The sequence below is a fragment of the Pelorhabdus sp. sgz311002 genome (assembly GCF_056134285.1).
Window position 1 is genome coordinate 122,046 of the sequence record NZ_JBWBCL010000001.1, and the last position, 19,315, is coordinate 141,360.

Genomic DNA, 19,315 nt, shown 5'->3' on the forward strand with positions numbered 1-19,315 from the left:
CTTATAACAAATACTTTTCAGTACATGACACGCTTGCTGGTACTACCCCTAATAGGCAAATCAATTCTTGGTGTTTCACTATCATTGATTTTTTTACAAAATCTGTCTATAGTTGTAACTGTAAGAATATTTTACATAACTGGAGGTATCTTTCATGTTTAAGGATAAACGAAGTAAAAAAATCGTTCTTATCGCTCACTGTATTTTAAATCAAAATGCTAAAATTGACGGCTGTGCTTACTACCCTGGAGCAATGTTAGAAGCAACAAAAACTATATTAGATGCAGAAGTCGGAATTATTCAGATACCGTGTCCTGAACTTTACTGCATGGGCCTAGATAGAGAAGCAGACCATCAAGCCAATCACAGCATTGAGTCAGAAGATACGAGAGTAGCAAAACGAATGAATGAAGATAAGTCTAGAAAAATCTGTAATGTAATTGCAGAAGCAATTTTGTATCAGATTGAAGACTATACAAAAAATGGTTTTGACGTAGTTGGAATTATAGGAATTAATGGCTCCCCAACCTGTGGTGTTGAAACAACTTGGGCAAACGACCAAGTTGTTGATGGCCACGGTATTTTTATTGACATTTTAGATAAAACCTTAAAAAATAAATCAATTTCATTGCGAAAAGTAGGAATAAGAGCCCGCGATCCCAAACATGCTGTTACAGCAATAAAAACATTACTTAACAGCTAATACCCCACCAAAATCCAGTACTATTTTCTATTCCTTCAAGCTACCTAGCAGTGATAAAATTTTCGCTGCTGAGGTGGCTTTTTTAGTTTTTGTTGTGACTGTGGGTAGTGATGTTTTTAAATTACCGGTGCGGCTGCCTGCGGTTGGGCGAGCTTCCAGTTCAATAGTAGGTGTATTCTATTTTTTTATAAACTTGTAATATCGACTGTTTTGACGGAGCCTATTACCGATCAAATTATGCAGATTGGTCAATAGCTTGAGAATCTGATTGCCATTCCAATCTCTCGGTAATAATGGGATGGGGAGAAACGGATCCTGTAGTAATATATTGTCAATATGTTCATCTAAATCAAGATAGCTATGAAATAACGTGAGATCATCCGAATCGTGGATGGTCTTTTCTATATTTGAAAAGCTTTTGGTAATCCATTGTTCTTCTTGTTTATATAGATTTTCCAATTTGGAAATATTCCATAATCTATAAGCTTGTTCAGATGTAATAGGTGTCATTGAAAAAGGGCCTTTAATAATATTTACATATTCTTTTAGCTCTAATCTTTCTAGAGAAGTTCTAATCGCTGTTTCGTAATCCCATGGAGAAATATAGATGTTACTATAATATTGCGCAAAGCCTAAATTAGTAATAATCGACTTGAAGGTATCTTTTTGTTTACGACGCTTTTCAGGAATTTGCATGATAACTACACACCAGTTATCATCAAATGATTCATTTACATGTTGACGTTTATTATTTAAACTTTTAGCCGCTTTTTTTCCATATTCCGTAATTTGGTATGTTCCACGAGAGACAGATTCGATACAATTAATTTTCTTTAACTGGGAAAGTGTATTGCGAATTGTAATTTCTTTGTAGCCTCTAATCTCATAAATATCGATTAGTTCTTTAGCTTGTACTGTATTAGAAATATCAATTAATCCCAGAATTTGTTTTTCTATCGATTTCAAAGTAGGAGACTCCTTTTATTCATTATTTAAGTATGATTAATTTAAATAAACTCAAATATATTATACTAAAATCGTAATAAAATATATATATTATTATAATGAAAAAATAAAAATAATAATATATATATTAAAAAATACGATATTTGTATTTACAAGTATAATGATCGGGCGTATTATTAATTCTTGTAAGCAAGATTTTTGCAAAAGGAGCGATATGAAGTGAGGAGAATGCAACAAATAATTGACTTATCAGTAGTAATAAAAGCTGGTATTGCATCTGATCCCAAATCACAGCTTCCAGAAATTCATTATTTGGATCATATAATCGGAGCAGAGCAGATGGTATCTATTTTTCCAGGCTTAAATCTTAACGATTTACCCCAAAAACAAGGTTGGGCAGTGGAATTTTTAAAAATTAACACTCATTCAGGGACACACATTGATGCACCATATCATTATCATGCCGTTGATGATAGTGGCAATCCAATGCCAACTATTGATGAGATACCGTTAGATTGGTTCTTTGGTTCAGGTGTTAAATTGGATTTTCGTAAATTTGAGAATGGTCATGTTGTCACTGTTGATGAAATTAAGGCGGAATTGGTGAGGATCGATCATGAGTTACAACCCGGAGATATTGTTCTTGTAAATACTGCGGCGGGGGACAAATACGGTGATGATAATTACCTAGATAGTGGTTGTGGCATTGGCAGGGAGGGCACTTTGTATTTAACCGAGCATGGTGTTCGATTGGTTGGTACAGATGCGTGGAGTTGGGATACCCCATTTAATTATATGCGGAAACGCTTTGAAGAAACAAAGGATCCGTCCACCATTTGGGAAGGTCATTTTGCTGGCTGTATTCGTCCATATTGCCAGATGGAAAAACTAGGTAATTTAGATAAGCTACCGCCAACAGGGTTTCAGGTTATTGCATTGCCAGTCAATGTCTATAAGGCGTCGGCAGGCTGGGCACGCCCAGTTGCAATTATTGATGAAAATGGTGGTGAATAAATAATGTCCAGAATAAAGTTAGTTAATCAAGAAAACATGTCACAAGAACAAAAAGTGGAATATGACCGATTCCCATCTAATTTATTCCGTGGGTTATTGAGAACAAAGAATAGTACTCATGGGTATGCTGAGTTGGGCGCCGTTTTACGTGATACATATTTGTCGGCCAAAGATAGAGAATTCGTTATCGTAAGGGTTGCCTACATGAGTAACTCAAAGTACGAGTTGATGCAACACATACATTTAGCCATGCAGCAAGGCTTGAGCGCAAAGGATATAGACGCAATTGCGCAGAATGATCTTCAATATTTTGATCAACGTATGGCAACGATTTTACGTTTTATAAATGAATGTGTTAGTCAAGTTAAAGTATCAACAGATACCTTTGAAGCGACAAAACAGTATTTGAGTGAGGGTGAGATTGCCGAACTTACATTGCTAATTGGTCACTACATGATGACTGCAAGATTTTTAGAAACATTGGAAATTGATTTGGATGAGACTCCTACTTCCTGGGATAATGTGTACTTATTTTTACGGGTATTCGGAAAATCGTGTTGAAAAACGATTAATGCAAGCATGCTAAAAATCGGATTAATATGTTGAAATATTCATTTTGTAATGTTAAACACTTACTAAGTGTCTGATTTATCTAATGTACTTTTGAAAGAAAGTTTTATAGCATATATGAGATTAAGTGCGTTGTATGGAAGGCGATTTTACTTTGAAAAAAATTACAAGTATCATTATTTTGCTAGCAATTTTAATATCATGCTACTTTGTCCAAAAGTTTTTTTATGGAAACGAACAAATGATTATTAAAGTCGAATCATTACATACACCTGCGGCAAACTCGCCTGAAATCATTGAACAATCAGATAATTTTGCGGAAAAAAGAAATACATTTACATATAAAGATCAAAAAATTCAATACCTACTAATTTTTCCCGCCAAGTATACCCAAAGTACAAATCGGTGGCCTTTGATTCTATTTTTACATGGAAGGTCGTCGTGTGGACAAGATCTAAACCTAGTTAAGGAATATGGGCCTCCGTGGGTTGCAGAACACAACACGGATTTTTCATTCGTTGTTCTTGCACCACAGTGTGCCGAGGAAGAAAATTGGATGAATAAGCCGGATCTTTTAGCAGCACTACTTGATGATGTTTTAAAAAAAAATCGTATAGATCAAGATAGAGTTTATTTAACTGGAACAAGTTGGGGCGGAAATGGTACTTGGCAAATGGCCAGTCAACACCCAGAATACTTTGCAGCAATAGCGCCGCTAGCCTCCAAGCCAATAATTCTTAACAACTGGAATAAAGGGCTAATTTCTATGCCAACATGGGCGTTCCATGGTGAAAAAGATCCCATTCACCCCGTGGAAAGTGACGAATCGATGATTAATGCTCTACGCATGCAAGGAGGTACGCCTCGTTTTACGATTCTTTCGGATCAAGGACACTATATTACAGATGTATATAAAAATAAGGAACTCTATGATTGGTTCCTTGCTAATAATCGACAACATCGATAAAACTAGATTATATGATAATAAAATCTTTTATTCCTGTTTTGTATAGCGAGAGGAGTTAGATGGTTAGGTATTCTCAATATTTCATCCTTGCGCATCATAAGCGTTCAAGAACATGAATTTGAGTACTATGTATTGGCGAAAACAAAAATACCAGCATTCGCTGAGGGACAATAAAAATTGACCAAAGCCGAAAGGCTTCACAGTTAGTCATGATGGCGAATTGTGGTTTCTCGGAAAGATCACAATTCCAGGTAAATTCTCATTGGCTCAAACGGCATGCCCGTAATCTCAATGCACAGATAATCGGCGAAATAGATGTTTCCCAGGGGGCGCTTTTGATTGTACGGGACAATGAGGTGGGCATTGCCGTCGCTAACTATCTGAAGGCTGTGGAAACTGCAGGCAGGGAAATTGCTATTGATAAAAAACTGACACCAGAAACACAAGCATTATTAGAACAAAAATTTATTCCAGATGAAGTGTATATACGAGAAGTAAAAAAGTATGTTGACAGTCTATTGGTAAAGCAAGATGACCAATAGAATTTAGTCTAAGCCCAAGGAGGCAATAGGAACCATGGACGGGATGAGCAGGATAATAGAACGAAACATTAAAAAGGCAATCGCCCAGGGGTCTTTTAATGACTTACCCGGTAAGGGAAAAGCCCTGCAGCTTGCCGATCTGCGATTTATTCCCCCGGAGCAGCGAGGGGCATTTTTGGCATTAAAAAACTCAGGATCGCTTCCGCCAGAAATGCAATTACGTAAAGAAATTGCTAGTTTAGAAGAACAATTGCAAATAGCTACGGAACAAGATAAGCCTGGCATTATTAAAGCAATTATTGAAAAGAAGATGTTTTATGATATTCTAATGGAACGCCGGAAACGGTAAGGCGAGGATAAAGGAGCTTAAGCATAGCAGACGGCTCCATTGAAGTCATACCAATTTTTTAGCAGAAAAGAGGAAAAACCCTAATGAAGAATACTAAAGAATTTAAACTCATTGAATGCGGCGGCACTCCTTATGAAATTGGCCGTCAGTGGGGGGAGGGCTGTAAAGACAGCATTTTAAAAATTTCCGAGAACATTGGTAATAGTATGATGTCTTTTTACCAAGCCTCAAAGGAAGAGATTGTCTCTCAGGCTATGAAGTTTCTCCCTGCAGTTCAAGATTTTGATCCATATTTGGTTGAAATAATGCAAGGGCAGGCTGACGCTACCGGGCTTAGTTTTGCCGAAATATTTACGCAGAAGTGTTTTAATGAGCTTGTCTTAAAATACAAAGATGATTCAGGTCTGTGCACCTCCTTTGCGGCAACAGGAAAAGCAACTCAAGGGGGTAAAACCATTTTGGGGCAAAACATAGATTTTTTCCCTGATACACCGATAGATTTATTGAAGATTCATCATGCCAACGGCCTCGTACAATTCATATTAAGCTTTTCAAACTCCAGTGAGTTCACATTTTCATCCTCTGGAATCGGCATGTGTGGAAATGCTACTATCGGGCAGGATTTTGCACCTACTATCCCGGTGGGTTGTTACCTTCCCCGAGTGATGAGACAAAAGAATATCCATGATGCCATGGATATTCTTAAACAAGTTGCCCGTGGTCTTGGCTACTATCATTTAGCCGATGCAAACGGGAATATGTCCGGTATCGAGAGTATTCATAATGATTTTGAACTTCTATACCCGGCAAGGGATATGTTGCTACACTCCAATCATTATCTCACAGAACGTTTCCAGGGAGTGGACACGGCATCCCAATTACAGCCGGACAGCTACCATCGCTTAGACAGAATGCGCAGTTTCATGAATCAGCATTATGGTCGTATCAATATTGAAACAGCTATGAAAATCCTGTCCGATCACGACCAACATCCCAATGCAATATGCCGCCATGTTAACCCTGTCGACCCAATATCATCGACAACGCTCGCTTCGTTTATCATGGTTCCAGCTGAGGGAGTTATATATATAGCAGCCGGACATCCCTGCGAGCAGGAATATATTCGATATGTGCTTTTTGAATAAAGACTTAAACACCATTAGAATAATGCAGGGAGGAGAAAACAATGTTTAATGTGACGGCCAATGGAATTCAGATTGAGTATGACACTTTCGGTGATAGGTTTTTTCCAGCCTTACTATTAATCGCCGGCAATGGTGCCCAATTGCTATTCTGGGACGCTGAGTTCTGCGAACTATTAGCGAAAACGGGGCTTTTTATTATTCGTTTTGACAATCGCGATGCTGGTCTTTCGACCAAATTTGATGAAGCCGGAGTCCCGAATATTATGGCTGCAATCAAAGACGCTATGGAAGGCAAGGAAATTGCAGCGGCGTATTCCCTGGATGATATGTCAGATGACTGTGTGGGGTTACTGGATTCCTTGCACATTGAAAAAGCGCATATCTGCGGCGCTTCGATGGGCGGCATGATAGCCCAAGTTGTTGCTTATCGGCATCCACGGCGCGTTCTGAGTCTGACTTCCATCATGTCAAACACGGGAAACCCCGATCTTCCGCAGGGAAAGCCGGACGCGATTGCCGCCGTTGTCGCACCGCCGCCGACGGAGCGCACAGCATATATTGAACACAATATGAATGTATGGCGAAAGATTTGGAGTCCCGGTTTTCCCTTTGAGGAAAAAAGAGCCCGGACATACCTGGAGAAGAGCTATGACCGATCATATTACCCACAGGGAATGGCGCGTCAAAATATGGCGATTCTTTCTCAAGGCGATAGAACAGCATCACTTTCAGCCATTAAAGCCCCTACACTCGTCATACACGGGTCCGGTGATCCGCTGATCCCAGTCGAAGCAGGGAAAGATACAGCTCGGGTAATTCCCGGAGCAGATTTATTGATCATTGACGGAATGGGGCACGATCTTCCCACGGGGGTCTGGCCGGAAATAGTAACCGCTATTTCCCATCATATAAAGCAAGCAACAGAACCCACACTTACTGGAGATCCCCATAACTGTTTGCATAAATGAATCAAGTCCAATAATATCGAGGAAAAATATGAAAATGAAAGTGTAATGTCTTTTCTACCAAGTTTAAAGTTCAACATCAGGTAGTTGCTGAAGAATAGCCATAACTTCTTTTAAAGATCATAGAGATAGTTATTATCGCTGACGCTGCATTCTCCTCAGTTGCTCTCGTCCGGCACGTCAATGCTTTCAAAATATAATTGTTTCACTAAACAACATGGGGCTGATGGGTGTTAGGGTGTATGGAAATTGGCCTGCTTATCAGGTAGGAGGACAGTATTACCGCGTTATAGTTTATTTTTCCAAAATCAGGAATTAGAAAGGAGATTAATGCTTTGATTAATTTTTCGGAATCTATACTTAAGCTGCCTAAAGGGATATTCCACTCAAAGGAGTTAAAGCTTATCTAGCACAAGGACAAAGACATCAGATTATTTTTATGGAATTTAATGAAGACGTCGTTTTACTTGAGCATGCTCATGAAGGACAGTGGCGAATTGTCTTGGAAGGAAAAATAGATTTAATGATTGGTTCTGTGAAACAAACGTTTTATAAAGGTGACCGCTATTTTATCCTTGAGGGTGTTAAGCATTCTGGAAAAATCTATGCAGGCTATGCCGATATAACTTACTTAGATCAGGAATCGAGATATAAGGTTAAAGAACAATAAAGGGAGAGGGTTAATAAAAAGGTGGGAAAACATCTTTGTCCATTTTTACACTGTTTTTGAGCAATAAAAATCAAGGGAGGATAAAAATATATGAAACCATATATTTCTCAAATTCCGCAAGATGCTAATTGTGGAGCGTTTTCAATTGCTTACTATTTGTGGGAAACGAATAAAGCAGCAAATATAAATGATCAAATCTTTGTAAAGAATATACACCAAGCAATACAGGTTGGACCCAATAACATGGGTGTTCCTGAAATCCATTCCAGTCCGGAAAAAATGTCTAAGGAACTATTTAATAACTGGGATTCATATGCATATACATGTATGTTAAGTGATAGCCCGATTCTTCCACTGGCGCAGGGGTTAGGTATTTCTTGTGAATCAATAAATGTTCTTGACAAAATTAGGGATAGCGATAATAAATATGCGATTATTATATGTACTGTAGGGCATCAAATAGAAGTCGGGCATTATATGCTTACTAAATATGAAAATGGTACTTATAAGCTTTTGGATTCAATCTATAACATGGATCATACCACATTCAAACTTATTGAATCTTATGGTATGGATCAGGTAGTATGGGAAAGCTTTTCTCTTGATGACAACGGCAAACTTTTGTTAAAAAGGGATTCTAACTATTACTATACTGGAGCAGGAATTCTTATAAAGTAATCAAGTGAAATAAATCATAGGTCGGATAGAAGATAAAATAAGTCAACACCTTTAAAATTTTATTAAAATTATTGTATGGTAAATTCTATTTATCAAAGCCCCTCTAAAACTAATATTGAGCTACTCAATTAGAGAAAGACCGTTTTAGTTTTATATGATTTATAAAACTAAAATGGTTTTTTATTTAGAGAAAATCTGATTTTTGCCAAAACGCTTTTAAAAATTGTTTTAGTTATATGAAGAATAACCCGCGGGGCGCTGCCCGAGCCCCGAAGTTTACCGCTAGGGTTTTCCAGAGCGACAAAATAAAGAGCGAATTCTTTCGAATTCGCCGCCCCGCTAAACCTCATCCGGCGCTCGGTTCAGTTTCCAACGTTAACCTATCCTCCAGATGAGTAAAAGCATTCTCGGTATTCCCTTTCATGAGAAGATTATTCCACTTACACGCTCTCGGGATCACTACTGGATTTTTATATTTTGAATTTATTAATTGCTAAATCAACAAACTACAATATCAATTCAATATTTAAATTGTGCTTCAACCACAGCATTGTCATTGAGATATCCTTTTGCACCAAGAGATTGGCGAATATGAAACTCTTTCAAAAAAATCATCAACTAGATAATTTTAAACTCACATTTACGACTCGTATAAAAAATACAGATATATCTAGATTGATTTATGGTTTTGCAAATGTAAAAATGAACAATTTTGTATAAAATCAAACCTTCATTGAAAGTAATGAGGGTATTTCTACCGCGATAAGCGATTCTAACTAGTTTTAGCCGTGTTTTTTAATCCATTAATGATTAGGCTTAATCCATACTCAAAGGCATCTTGCATGCCGCTTTCAACAGTATGTATTATTTCTGAAGTCAGTGCATCCATATCTGTAGGGTCTTGAAATTTTTTTATCTTCTCAATAGATGCTGATTTTAATACTTCCCGCTTACTTCGTGTTTGCTCTTCTAGTACACACCCTATAGTAAATTGGCTTGTTGTTAGCATAGCTAGCTGCGCTTCTCTTCTAGAAAATCCTGCTTGTACAAGATAATCAATTTTAAGTGCTAATGGATTAAGATCATTATGAATAGGAATTGATCCAGCATGCAGCATAGCTCCGTCAGGGTAACTTAACAGCGCGTCTCTGAAACTACAGGCATTAGCGATAAACCATTTTTCCCATTGTTTAGTGTCTTGTGGTATTTTAATTGTATGATGCTTGGCCATTATTACAGAGGCCATTTCACTTAGAAGTGTTGACTTGTCCTTGACATGCCAATAAAGGGATGCTGATTCAACTCCTAATCTCTGTGCTAAATGCCGAGTTGTGATAGCTTCTAAGCCCCCTTCCTTAAGCAGTAAAAGCGCCATTTCTATGATCTCTTCTCGTTTTATCTTAGCCATTCTTAAAATATCTCCTTACTTTCCAATACTTAAAACCTATCACTGATATATTATACCCAATATATTAAATTTACAATAAAAAATATATAGAAGTCGGATTTGCTTATTCAAAATTAAGGAATAGTCCATTTATAATTTTATTGACAAAACTATCATTGATAGATTACTATTGAATTCATAGATAATCTATCGATGATAGTTTATTGTTTTATATGAGAAGGTGATAATATGAAATTTATTGTAAACTCAAAGAAAGTACTCGTTTTCCTTTTAGCTATCACTATTATCATTGGCGCTGGATTTTACTATTTTTTACACGGTGGAGATGTTTCAACAGATGATGCTGCCATTGATGGACATATTGTCAGTATAAGTCCAAAGGTTTCTGGGTATGTGAGAGCTTTGAATATCCAAGATAATCAGATGGTTAAAGCTGGAGATATTTTACTGGAGATTGATCCAACTGATTATATAATTCGTCGTAATCGGGCGCAAGCAGCCTTATCAGCGGCATTAGCTGCTGTTAGAGCTTCGGAGGAAAATTTGAATACAATCGCGGTTTCAGCGCCGTCCAACGTTGCTTCGGCAGCAGCGCAGGTTACAGGGGCGCAAGCAACCTGGGAAAAGTCGTCTGCCGACAGACAGCGTATGGAGACTCTATTTAAAGAAGGGGCTTGTTCAAAACAACAGCTAGATCAAGCAATAGCAACGGAAAAGGTCGAGCGTTCCACTCTAAACAGACTGCAGGCTGACCTTCATTCAGCCAATACAGCGCCTAGCGTAATTTCGGCTGCCAAAAATACTAGCGAACAATTGCAGGCTCAAGTTAAACAAGCTGAATTTGATCTTGCACAGGCGGAAGCTGACTTGGCGAATACGAAGGTTGTTGCTCCCATGGATGGGCGCATTACTAAACGAAGCGTGGAACTAGGCAATTATGTGCAGGTAGGTCAGCAGTTGACCTCAATTGTCGGAATGAATCTGTGGGTTACCGCTAACTTTAAAGAAATTCAGTTAATTCACATGCGAGCTGGACAGGCGGTTGACATTAAAATCGATGTCTATCCGAATATAGTATTACACGGCAATATTGATAGTTTTCAAGCGGGAACTGGGGCGTACTTTTCATTATTTCCAGCGGAAAATGCCACAGGCAATTTTGTTAAAATTGTACAACGTATTCCTGTGAAAATTGTAATTGATAGCCTTCCGGACGTTGACCTTCCCTTGGGACCGGGGATGTCAGTTACACCGACCGTTCATACAGATAGATTAGGAGCGGGAAGATGAGTGACGTTATGCCAAAAGTAACTAATCCATTCTTAGTATCAATCGTTGTTACCCTTGCGGTTTTTTTGGAAGTGCTGGATACATCAGTTGCCAACGTTTCTCTCGCTCATATAGCCGGTGCACTTGGAGCCAGTTCAGATGAAAGTACCTGGGTATTGACTTCTTACTTGGTATCCAATGGGATTGTTTTACCATTATCAGGCTGGTTGTCAGCCCTAGTGGGGCGAAAAAACTTCTTTACATTGTGTATTGTCGGCTTTACGCTAACTTCTTTTTTATGTGGTATGTCAACTTCGATGCCGATGCTAATTACATTTCGACTACTACAAGGACTGGCTGGCGGGGGGTTACAACCGAGCCAACAGGCTATCATCAAGGATAGTTTTCCGCCTGAAAAGCTAGGAATGGCATTTGCAATTACGGGGATAACTACGATATTAGCGCCGATATTGGGCCCCGTAATTGGTGGTTATATCACAGATAACTACAGCTGGCGTTGGATTTTTCTCATAAATGTACCTGTGGGGATTTTAGCCGCTTTTCTAGTTAATATTTTGGTGCAGGATCCGCCTACTGCTCAGAAACAAAAGGTTGATTCTGTGGATTACATCGGCCTTGGTTTAATTGCTCTTGGTCTTGGTTCCTTGCAACTCATTCTGGATAAAGGGCAACAGGAGGATTGGTTTGACAGTTTCTTTATTGTGGTTTTTACCTGTATAGCCGCGGGAAGCATTTTGCTGGCGATATTTTGGTTACTGCGGCAAAAAAATCCGGTGGTTGATCTTAAGCTGTTTCGGATACCCAGCTTTACTATGCCGTGCATCATGTTATTTTTTGTCGGGTTTGCCCTTTATTCGAGTAATATATTGTTGCCCATGCTTGCCCAAGAGAATTTTGGATATGACGCCACGTTGTCAGGAATGCTTCTTTCGCCTAGTGGGGTTGCAGTCATTTGTATGATGCCGGTGGTCGGCAGACTGCTAAAAGTGGTACAGGCAAAGTATCTGATTTCTTTTGGGATGATGATTAGTGCTTTTGGTGCATGGATAACTGGCTTTATAACGCCGCAGATAGACTATAATACTCTCGTCATCTTGCGCATTCTGCAAACCATTGGTTTGCCGTTCCTGTTTGTTCCAGTCAATACGCTTGCATTTTCAAAAATTCCACCAGAAAGTAGTAGTAATGCATCGGCAATTGTTTCCCTTATAGGTAATCTAGGCGCAAGCATTGGTATATCGCTGGTTACAAATAAACTCATCACCAGTCAACAAGTACAGCAGGCCTATCTGACTCAGCATCTAACAATGGCTGATCCTGGCTACCGAAACGCGTTGGCAAACTACACACAAACAATAATGAATTTAGGTGTTCCATCAACTCAGGCATCTTTGTCAGCTATGGGCCAAATTTATCAGGAACTTCTCCACCAGGCCAGTATTCTTGCCTTTCGGGATACCTATAGTTTTGTCGCGGGTGTATTAGTTGTATTAGGATTTGCTGCACTATTTATGCCGGGCAATACTTTGGATGAAAGGGATAGTGACGATTCTTTAAGTTAGTGTTTTTTTATTGCTCTTTTAACCCGTAAGAATTTCTGTTCTTGTATGTACTAACTGGAGTGGGATAGGGCACATATGCAATAAGGAAAATGGTTTAAAAGGGAGCATGATTTTATGAATGAGAAAATTTTTGAGCTGGGACATGATTGTTATTGGGATGGCAGTGTTGGAGAGTGCATCAAAAAAGAAAATAATAAATATACGGCAACTGTAGCTATTCAAGAAATTTATTCAGTCAAGCTGAAACTGGATAAACAAGGCATAATTATTTGGGAAGAATGTTTTTGTTCTTGTTTAGATGCGCCCTATTGTAAACATGTGGTAGCAGTTTTTTGCGCTGTAACAGAGCGGGAGTGAATGTTTACATCTTGTTTATTAGAACATATCATAAAAACATAATTTTACGACAATTAAAAAATTAGATGATAGTGCAAATGGAGAAAAAAGAAGATGCTAAAAAAGAACAATTTAAAAGAAAGCGTTCATTGCTTCCGCGTACTGTTATTCTAGAAGCTGTGCGGGGAGAAGAAGATGCAATAAAACAGGTATTAAGATACTATGAAAACTATATTATAACGCTGGCCTCTAAAGACTTATATGATCAATACGGAAATACGTATACTTGTGTGGATTATGAGTTAAAAACTGAACTACAGAATAAGCTTATTGAGGGGATTTTAAAATTCCATACGATGTAATAAAATAAGACTGATAAAGGAAAAGATAATATAGCTTTTTCGGATTTGCATTTAGAAAAATGGCAAAATGAAATTAGATATAACTTCTATTGCATTTGGCGGTATAACGAAATTTTCATATATTCTGCATAGACGAGTAAAACCAGCAAATCATAAATTATGGACCAAGAGGGAACGGAAGATACTTTATTGAATTCCCGAATTTTACAGTAGGAAAACGAAGCTTTATGGAGTGTTGTATCATGTGGAGTGTGTCGCTCTCATCACCCGCAAAGAATAAGGATCTTTGCTTTCTCATCGGCTCTAATATAGGCTATTTGCCGACGATTTGCCTACGCAATATTACTCGCGTAGGCAATTTTTATTTTTTGTCGCCAAAGTTGGCAGCTAATTCGAAGATGTCGACAGACTGCTCGGCCATCTTTTGGGTGGCATGAGTATATTTGCCTAAAGTCGTTTCAATGTTTGTATGACCTAGTCTTGCCCGCACGTCTTTGACGTTGGCGCCATTTTCTATCAGGATCGTAGCGTGCGTGTGTCGTAAATAAGGCTTGTTGCGAGCTATGCGTCGAATGTATTGCCATTGGCGAAGACGATCATATTTGTACGGTGGAAAAAGCGAAACTGGTGCTTGAAAGCTACAGTCCTGCTGATGAATATGCATGGTGCAATGTCAAGCACTTTGAGGAGAGATGAGTCATGAAGGTAATAACAATGAGCATAGAAAAAGCTAGAGCTTCGTCAGCTCTAGCTTAGGAGGAGAGAAAAACGTTACGTTACGGATTTTCGATCGGTAACAGGTGGATGACCCTTTATTTCCTTGGAAGGTTTGGAAGTGGTCATAGTTTTTAAGGCCTGTCTTTCCTTATTCCACTCACTTGTTCTATCTCGATACGTACTCATAACATCATCGCCTCCCGATGTTATTTTTTACAAAACTACAGATTAAATTCAAGCTGGAATTTAAGGATAGAGAAATAAAAAATACCAAGGCCACGGCAGTCGTCAATGGTCTTGGTATTTAAACAGGAGAGTATCTCACTGGTAGTTTGTTGCTGGAGTGGAAACTTTATGTATTATTTACAACAAAAAGAACAAGGTCGTCAGCGGATCGGCCCTGTTCTTCAAAGATCATTACAGAGGAGCATGAAGACTCTGCAACACTATTAGTATATGCAATTTGTTGGACCTATGTGGCTAGCATAGAACCTCTTATTTTAGAATTTTGGTATCACCATTCAGAATCTAGAGAAAAACGAATTGTCAGTGAGTTCAACTGCATTTGACGTTGTTGATCATAAGAGGTTACTAGCTTTCGATAAGCATGGTTTTTATCTGCAGGGTTACCGTTTACATCAAGATATACTATTTCGGAGTCGGGGGACTTTTTCCCAGGGTAACATTTCAAGAAAAATCGCCGTCCTTTGGTATATTTGATAAGAGTTCCATACTAGCCATACATAAATAAATATAATCCTTTAGTTAACGAGTTTGTATGTAAATTATTGCACTAAAGTATAACTATCTTGCTTAATAATAATTAAATTTATTAACCTAGTAAGGGAGGACTGCCAATGAAACCTAATTGTCCTATTGCGCTGCGGCTCGTGTGCCGACAGACGTGCGGCTGCTGTATGAAATGTCGCAAATACTGCCGCGATCGATGCGGCTTTAGTAAGCCAAATAAATAAGCAAAAAGCAGGCGCTGGGGGCGTCTGCTTCGGTGCGTTAAAAACTTATTATGCGTTGAAGGGGAGAGGTAGATGGTACAAGCTATTGATATTAAAGCTCAGATGAGATCTGACAACAAAATTGCGGCAAACTGGATCATTCATTATCGGGAACGCAAGCGAAGTTTCGATGAGCGGAGGCAAGAGATTATTACAGGGACTAGAGAACGCGATGAAAATGTCGGCGATGGCCGATCATCGTTGCCGGGACGCCCAGTAGAAAATATGGCATGCAAGTTAGAAGCACATGAAACATCTAGAAATAACCGGCTTTGAGTCGGATTTCATAGCGGGTTGATTTCATTTTTACCTGACTGCAAACAAATTTGCGCATAAATCTTGACGGTACCTGAGGAACTTTTTCGTATAATGCAAACAAGGGGCAACCAGCCCAGATGACTGTTTTGCCCCTATAAAAATATATGCTCTTTTTATACCAATTGACGTTTACACAAAATGAGGGATACTCCCCATTTTTAGAAACTTATATTTTAAGACTGGCCACTTTTATCAAATTTCAGTTTTTATTTCTACTTTACTTTTCAGTTGAATTACTATTTATTATCTATGTCCACTCTTCTGAATACACCGTATCTACTCCTTGTTTCTTAAGCTTAGTAGTTAAATCCATTATAAAATCTTTTGGCCCACTGATATAGAAATCAGTACTCAAAACATCAACAATTATATCTTCAATTTCTATTCTCTTATAGTTAAATTTGCTATTTTCCCTATTAGTTTCTTTAGTTAGATAGTACTTTGCATGAAAATTTTTATGATTTTCAGACAAATGTTCAAGCTTATCAAAGTGAATTAAACTCATTGCATCTTTAGCAACATAATAAAGATTTATATCACTATTAAATGTTTCGAAATCTGCACTTCCAAAATAGCTTAAAAATGGGGTTATTCCCGTACCCGCTGCAATAAAAACTTTTGGTCTATCACCTTCACCTACTAAAAAATCTCCAAATGGGTATCTGATAGTGGCTATACTGCCTTCCTTAAGGTCTTTAAACATTTTAGTGGTAAAATTCTTTTCCCTTTTGACCACAATATTTATCTTACCATAATCTTTATCGTAATGACTTGCTATACTAAAGGCTCTAGAATCCGGCCATATCTGATGATTTTCAACTATACCAAATGCCAATTGCAAGAATTGCCCAGGTTCAAATTTTTTATATTTTTGAGGTATCAAGACAAATTCTCTTATACTATCGGATATATAATTTATCTTTTCTACTTTAGCCTCAGTTGTAACACTCATTTACTCATACCTCGCGAAGAATTCTCTAAATATTGAAGAAATGTACTTAATCCTCTGCTCGTCTATCCCTGGATAAACACCAATGAAGAAAGTATAGTTCATTATTATATCTGTTTTTTCTAAATTTCCAACAACTCTTTTATTTATATCTATATAAGCAGGTTGTCTTATAATATTTCCGGCAAAAAGCATTCTTGTCATGATTTTGTGATTTTCAAGGAATTCAACTATAGTATTTCTATCAAAAGGAGCATCCTTTTTAACCGTTATAGGGAATCCAAACCAAGAAGGCTCAGAATGTTCTGTAGCTATTGGTAATACCAAGAATTTTTGATATTCCGATAGCATTTCTTTTAACATTATAAAGTTATCATTTCTAAGCTTAATGAAATCAGGTAATTTTTTAAGTTGTTGAAGTCCTATAGCTGGCTGAAGATCAAGTACTTTTAGATTATATCCTATATGTGTATATATATATTTATGATCGTAGCCAGCGGGCAAAGTACCCATTTGCATTTGAAATCTTCTTCCACAAGTATTATTTGAACCAGGCTCGCAATAGCAATCTCTTCCCCAATCCCTAAAAGATCGGATTATCCTCGTTAATCTCAAATCATTGGTTAATACGGCTCCGCCTTCTCCCATAGTCATATGATGTGCAGGATAAAAACTTACTGTTGATATATGTCCAAAGCTTCCAACATTCTTACCTTTATATTTAGCACCAACTGCATCACAGCAATCCTCTACTAAAAAAAGATCATGCTTTTTTACTAACTCCATTACTTTTTCTAGATTAAACGGATTACCTAAAGTGTGAGCTAACATAATTGCCTTCGTCTTACTTGAAATAGCCTTGTCCAATTCATTTGAATCTATATTACAAGTTTCAACATCTACATCTACAAATACAGGAACTAATCCATTTTGAATAATTGGATTTACGGTAGTTGGAAAACCTGCCGCAACTGTTATAACCTCATCACCGTGCTTTAATCGCTTCTGCCCAAGATTAGGCGAAGTTAAGGCTGACAGTGCTATCAGATTAGCTGATGATCCTGAATTTACAAGAGAGCAACTTTTGACTCCAAAAAAATCTGCAAACTCCTCTTCAAACTCCTCAGCATTTCGTCCCGCAGTAAGCCAAAAGTCTAAGGAAGAATCCACGAGAGATATCATTTCTTTCTCATCGTACACACGCCCCGCAAAAGGAATAATAGTTTCCCCTGGAATAAACTTCTCCCCTTCAAACCTCTGTTTATAAATTTTTTTCACATTTTGAAAAATTTCTTCTCTTAGTTCTTTTTCCTGATTATTCATTTTTACTCTCCCTTTTTACTATTAAATCAAGATGGGAACAACGATCCCTTTATATAACTCCACAGTATTCAATCATATAGATAGCTTGAACATAGCTTAAATAATTAGTTTTGTCAATGTAAACCGCGACTTTTTAAAACCACACAAAGCAAAAAAGCCACGAAATTCGCGGCTTCATAAGTAATTCGGATTTGATTGGTGGAGGTGAGGGGAGTCGAACCCCTGTCCAGAGTTTTAAGTCGTACGTATGTTTAATTTAAAGCCGATGATGTAATTGCAGGGTTCTTGATTTCGAGTCAAATAAACAATGTGACCAATGAATTAAAACTTAGGAAAAATGTTCTTAAGTCTTTTTATATTAATCAATTAGAACCAAATAACCGTAGCCTGTTGTTATAATTAAAAGCTAGATATTGTTGAAAATAAATTAAGACCATCTCATTACGAAAGAGGTGGTCGTTTTATAAATATCTTCCTGAATTCTACTTGACGAATATTCGAATCAGATAGCTACTGCCTTATATATAGCAGCAGATGGAGAATATGAAGGTTGGAATGCTCACTTTGTTGCTCTTAGGAAGATGGCTGAGATGAGGAAGAGTGAGATGAGAAGCTTTAGCGGATAATGTGTTATGAAATGTTAAACAAAACGACTCAAACAAATAGGGGTAGGTCAGTGAGCATAGAAAAAGCGGCGGGAATCGCTTCTGCCGCTCCAATCGGAAAAGCATTGGATGTGATACTTTAGCCATTACAGTCGTCAAAATGTTTAAAGATGCCGTTTGCAAAGGTATCAGCCATCATTAGAGCTTCTCTTTCAATTTCGTTCAAGAGACAAATACTTTTGCTATATTTTCCGTTTAACATAGTGACAGTTTCTTCCTTTGTTAAGGATAAATGTTTATACCACATGGCTTGCATAGATTCAACGGACCAATAAGGATTAATGTGATTTAAGAAGCAGGCGATATCATCAGCATTTTTGTACCAATACTTTTCTGTATTTGCTGCAAGTTTGTTTTTTCCGGCCTTGGCTGCTTTGACAAGTTCTGCTCCGATAGTTAGGTGATCTGTTATTAGACGGTTAATTTCATGAGAAACTTTCTCGCCATAAAACTGGTCAAATGTTTTCGCAAAATCATTGGGATTGCGGAGAAGTCGTTTTTGAGTTGCAACTAAATCAGGTAGATCAAAGACCACTACCATAATAAACATTCTTGTCCAGTATACATGCTGTTCCCAGAGTAAGCGAAAGCAATTTACTAAACGACAGTAAAGCGATTGATCGAAATAATGATATTGATCTTGATCTTCGCAAGGGATATATTCATACATTGATCTGTTCATCTCTATTCCCCTTATTCATTTTATATTACATAATACGTGACGTTTCAGAGGGTGATACTAAAAAGTTAGATTGATGACGTGCTTTTGGGAGTGGGACATGTCAGCACAAAAAATACCAAGA

The 19,315-nt window shown here is 37.8% G+C and carries 22 protein-coding genes; 15 read left to right on the forward strand and 7 right to left on the reverse strand.

The window, feature by feature from the left end:
- Positions 1-154 precede the first annotated feature (154 nt).
- Positions 155-703, forward strand: a complete 549-nt coding sequence (locus AC0NJP_RS00605) for a CD3072 family TudS-related putative desulfidase (protein ID WP_474698433.1) — start codon at positions 155-157, stop codon at positions 701-703.
- Between the two features lie 177 nt (positions 704-880).
- Here the strand turns inward: AC0NJP_RS00605 and AC0NJP_RS00610 are convergent, their stop codons facing one another.
- Complete coding sequence (locus tag AC0NJP_RS00610) at positions 881-1,669, reverse strand: PaaX family transcriptional regulator C-terminal domain-containing protein (protein WP_474698434.1); 789 nt, start codon at positions 1,667-1,669, stop codon at positions 881-883.
- Between the two features lie 228 nt (positions 1,670-1,897).
- Here AC0NJP_RS00610 and AC0NJP_RS00615 point away from each other — a divergent pair, with 228 nt between their 5' ends.
- The 9 genes from AC0NJP_RS00615 to AC0NJP_RS00655 all read left to right on the forward strand — a co-directional run bounded on the left by AC0NJP_RS00615 (position 1,898) and on the right by AC0NJP_RS00655 (position 8,569).
- Positions 1,898-2,683, forward strand: a complete 786-nt coding sequence (locus tag AC0NJP_RS00615; RefSeq protein ID WP_474698831.1) for a cyclase family protein — start codon at positions 1,898-1,900, stop codon at positions 2,681-2,683.
- Positions 2,684-2,686: 3 nt separating this feature from the next.
- Positions 2,687-3,244 carry a carboxymuconolactone decarboxylase family protein gene (locus AC0NJP_RS00620; RefSeq protein WP_474698435.1) on the forward strand — a complete coding sequence of 186 codons (558 nt, stop codon included), beginning with the start codon at positions 2,687-2,689 and terminating at the stop codon, positions 3,242-3,244.
- A gap of 163 nt (positions 3,245-3,407) precedes the next feature.
- On the forward strand, positions 3,408-4,220 hold the full coding sequence (locus AC0NJP_RS00625; RefSeq protein WP_474698436.1) for a carboxylesterase family protein: 813 nt from the start codon (positions 3,408-3,410) through the stop codon (positions 4,218-4,220).
- Between the two features lie 335 nt (positions 4,221-4,555).
- On the forward strand, positions 4,556-4,762 hold the full coding sequence (locus AC0NJP_RS00630) for a hypothetical protein (protein WP_474698437.1): 207 nt from the start codon (positions 4,556-4,558) through the stop codon (positions 4,760-4,762).
- A gap of 34 nt (positions 4,763-4,796) precedes the next feature.
- A complete protein-coding gene (locus AC0NJP_RS00635) occupies positions 4,797-5,111 on the forward strand; it encodes a DnaJ family domain-containing protein (RefSeq protein ID WP_474698438.1) in 315 nt (104 codons plus the stop codon).
- Between the two features lie 83 nt (positions 5,112-5,194).
- Positions 5,195-6,256 carry a C45 family autoproteolytic acyltransferase/hydolase gene (locus AC0NJP_RS00640; protein WP_474698439.1) on the forward strand — a complete coding sequence of 354 codons (1,062 nt, stop codon included), beginning with the start codon at positions 5,195-5,197 and terminating at the stop codon, positions 6,254-6,256.
- A 41-nt stretch (positions 6,257-6,297) separates the two neighbouring features.
- On the forward strand, positions 6,298-7,224 hold the full coding sequence (locus AC0NJP_RS00645; protein WP_474698440.1) for an alpha/beta fold hydrolase: 927 nt from the start codon (positions 6,298-6,300) through the stop codon (positions 7,222-7,224).
- Between the two features lie 436 nt (positions 7,225-7,660).
- A complete protein-coding gene (locus AC0NJP_RS00650; protein WP_474698441.1) occupies positions 7,661-7,891 on the forward strand; it encodes a cupin domain-containing protein in 231 nt (76 codons plus the stop codon).
- A 90-nt stretch (positions 7,892-7,981) separates the two neighbouring features.
- Positions 7,982-8,569, forward strand: coding sequence for a hypothetical protein (locus tag AC0NJP_RS00655; protein WP_474698442.1), 588 nt, complete (start codon positions 7,982-7,984; stop codon positions 8,567-8,569).
- A 772-nt stretch (positions 8,570-9,341) separates the two neighbouring features.
- Here AC0NJP_RS00655 and AC0NJP_RS00660 read toward each other — a convergent pair.
- A complete protein-coding gene (locus AC0NJP_RS00660; RefSeq protein ID WP_474698443.1) occupies positions 9,342-9,977 on the reverse strand; it encodes a TetR/AcrR family transcriptional regulator C-terminal domain-containing protein in 636 nt (211 codons plus the stop codon).
- 228 nt (positions 9,978-10,205) lie between these two features.
- Between AC0NJP_RS00660 and AC0NJP_RS00665 the strand changes: the two genes are divergently transcribed.
- The 4 genes from AC0NJP_RS00665 to AC0NJP_RS00680 all read left to right on the forward strand — a co-directional run bounded on the left by AC0NJP_RS00665 (position 10,206) and on the right by AC0NJP_RS00680 (position 13,527).
- Positions 10,206-11,267, forward strand: coding sequence for an HlyD family secretion protein (locus AC0NJP_RS00665; protein WP_474698444.1), 1,062 nt, complete (start codon positions 10,206-10,208; stop codon positions 11,265-11,267).
- Positions 11,264-12,829, forward strand: a complete 1,566-nt coding sequence (locus AC0NJP_RS00670) for a DHA2 family efflux MFS transporter permease subunit (protein ID WP_474698445.1) — start codon at positions 11,264-11,266, stop codon at positions 12,827-12,829. Before AC0NJP_RS00665 ends, AC0NJP_RS00670 begins: the two co-directional genes overlap by 4 nt.
- Before the next feature lie 114 nt (positions 12,830-12,943).
- Entirely contained in the window at positions 12,944-13,186 is a 243-nt protein-coding gene (locus AC0NJP_RS00675) for an SWIM zinc finger family protein (RefSeq protein ID WP_474698446.1), read from the forward strand.
- A 77-nt stretch (positions 13,187-13,263) separates the two neighbouring features.
- Complete coding sequence (locus tag AC0NJP_RS00680) at positions 13,264-13,527, forward strand: helix-turn-helix domain-containing protein (protein WP_474698447.1); 264 nt, start codon at positions 13,264-13,266, stop codon at positions 13,525-13,527.
- A 361-nt stretch (positions 13,528-13,888) separates the two neighbouring features.
- Here the strand turns inward: AC0NJP_RS00680 and AC0NJP_RS00685 are convergent, their stop codons facing one another.
- A complete protein-coding gene (locus AC0NJP_RS00685) occupies positions 13,889-14,191 on the reverse strand; it encodes a tyrosine-type recombinase/integrase (protein WP_474698448.1) in 303 nt (100 codons plus the stop codon).
- 107 nt (positions 14,192-14,298) lie between these two features.
- Entirely contained in the window at positions 14,299-14,430 is a 132-nt protein-coding gene (locus tag AC0NJP_RS00690; protein ID WP_474698449.1) for a hypothetical protein, read from the reverse strand.
- 860 nt (positions 14,431-15,290) lie between these two features.
- Between AC0NJP_RS00690 and AC0NJP_RS00695 the strand changes: the two genes are divergently transcribed.
- Entirely contained in the window at positions 15,291-15,533 is a 243-nt protein-coding gene (locus tag AC0NJP_RS00695; protein ID WP_474698450.1) for a hypothetical protein, read from the forward strand.
- 289 nt (positions 15,534-15,822) lie between these two features.
- Here AC0NJP_RS00695 and AC0NJP_RS00700 read toward each other — a convergent pair whose 3' ends face one another.
- From AC0NJP_RS00700 to AC0NJP_RS00710, 3 genes are all read right to left on the reverse strand, one after another.
- Positions 15,823-16,527, reverse strand: a complete 705-nt coding sequence (locus AC0NJP_RS00700) for an FAD-dependent oxidoreductase (protein WP_474698451.1) — start codon at positions 16,525-16,527, stop codon at positions 15,823-15,825.
- Entirely contained in the window at positions 16,528-17,847 is a 1,320-nt protein-coding gene (gene rfbH, locus AC0NJP_RS00705; protein WP_474698452.1) for a lipopolysaccharide biosynthesis protein RfbH, read from the reverse strand.
- Between the two features lie 744 nt (positions 17,848-18,591).
- Positions 18,592-19,194: a hypothetical protein gene (locus AC0NJP_RS00710; protein ID WP_474698453.1), complete on the reverse strand. Its 603-nt coding sequence runs from the start codon at positions 19,192-19,194 to the stop codon at positions 18,592-18,594.
- Positions 19,195-19,315 lie beyond the last annotated feature (121 nt).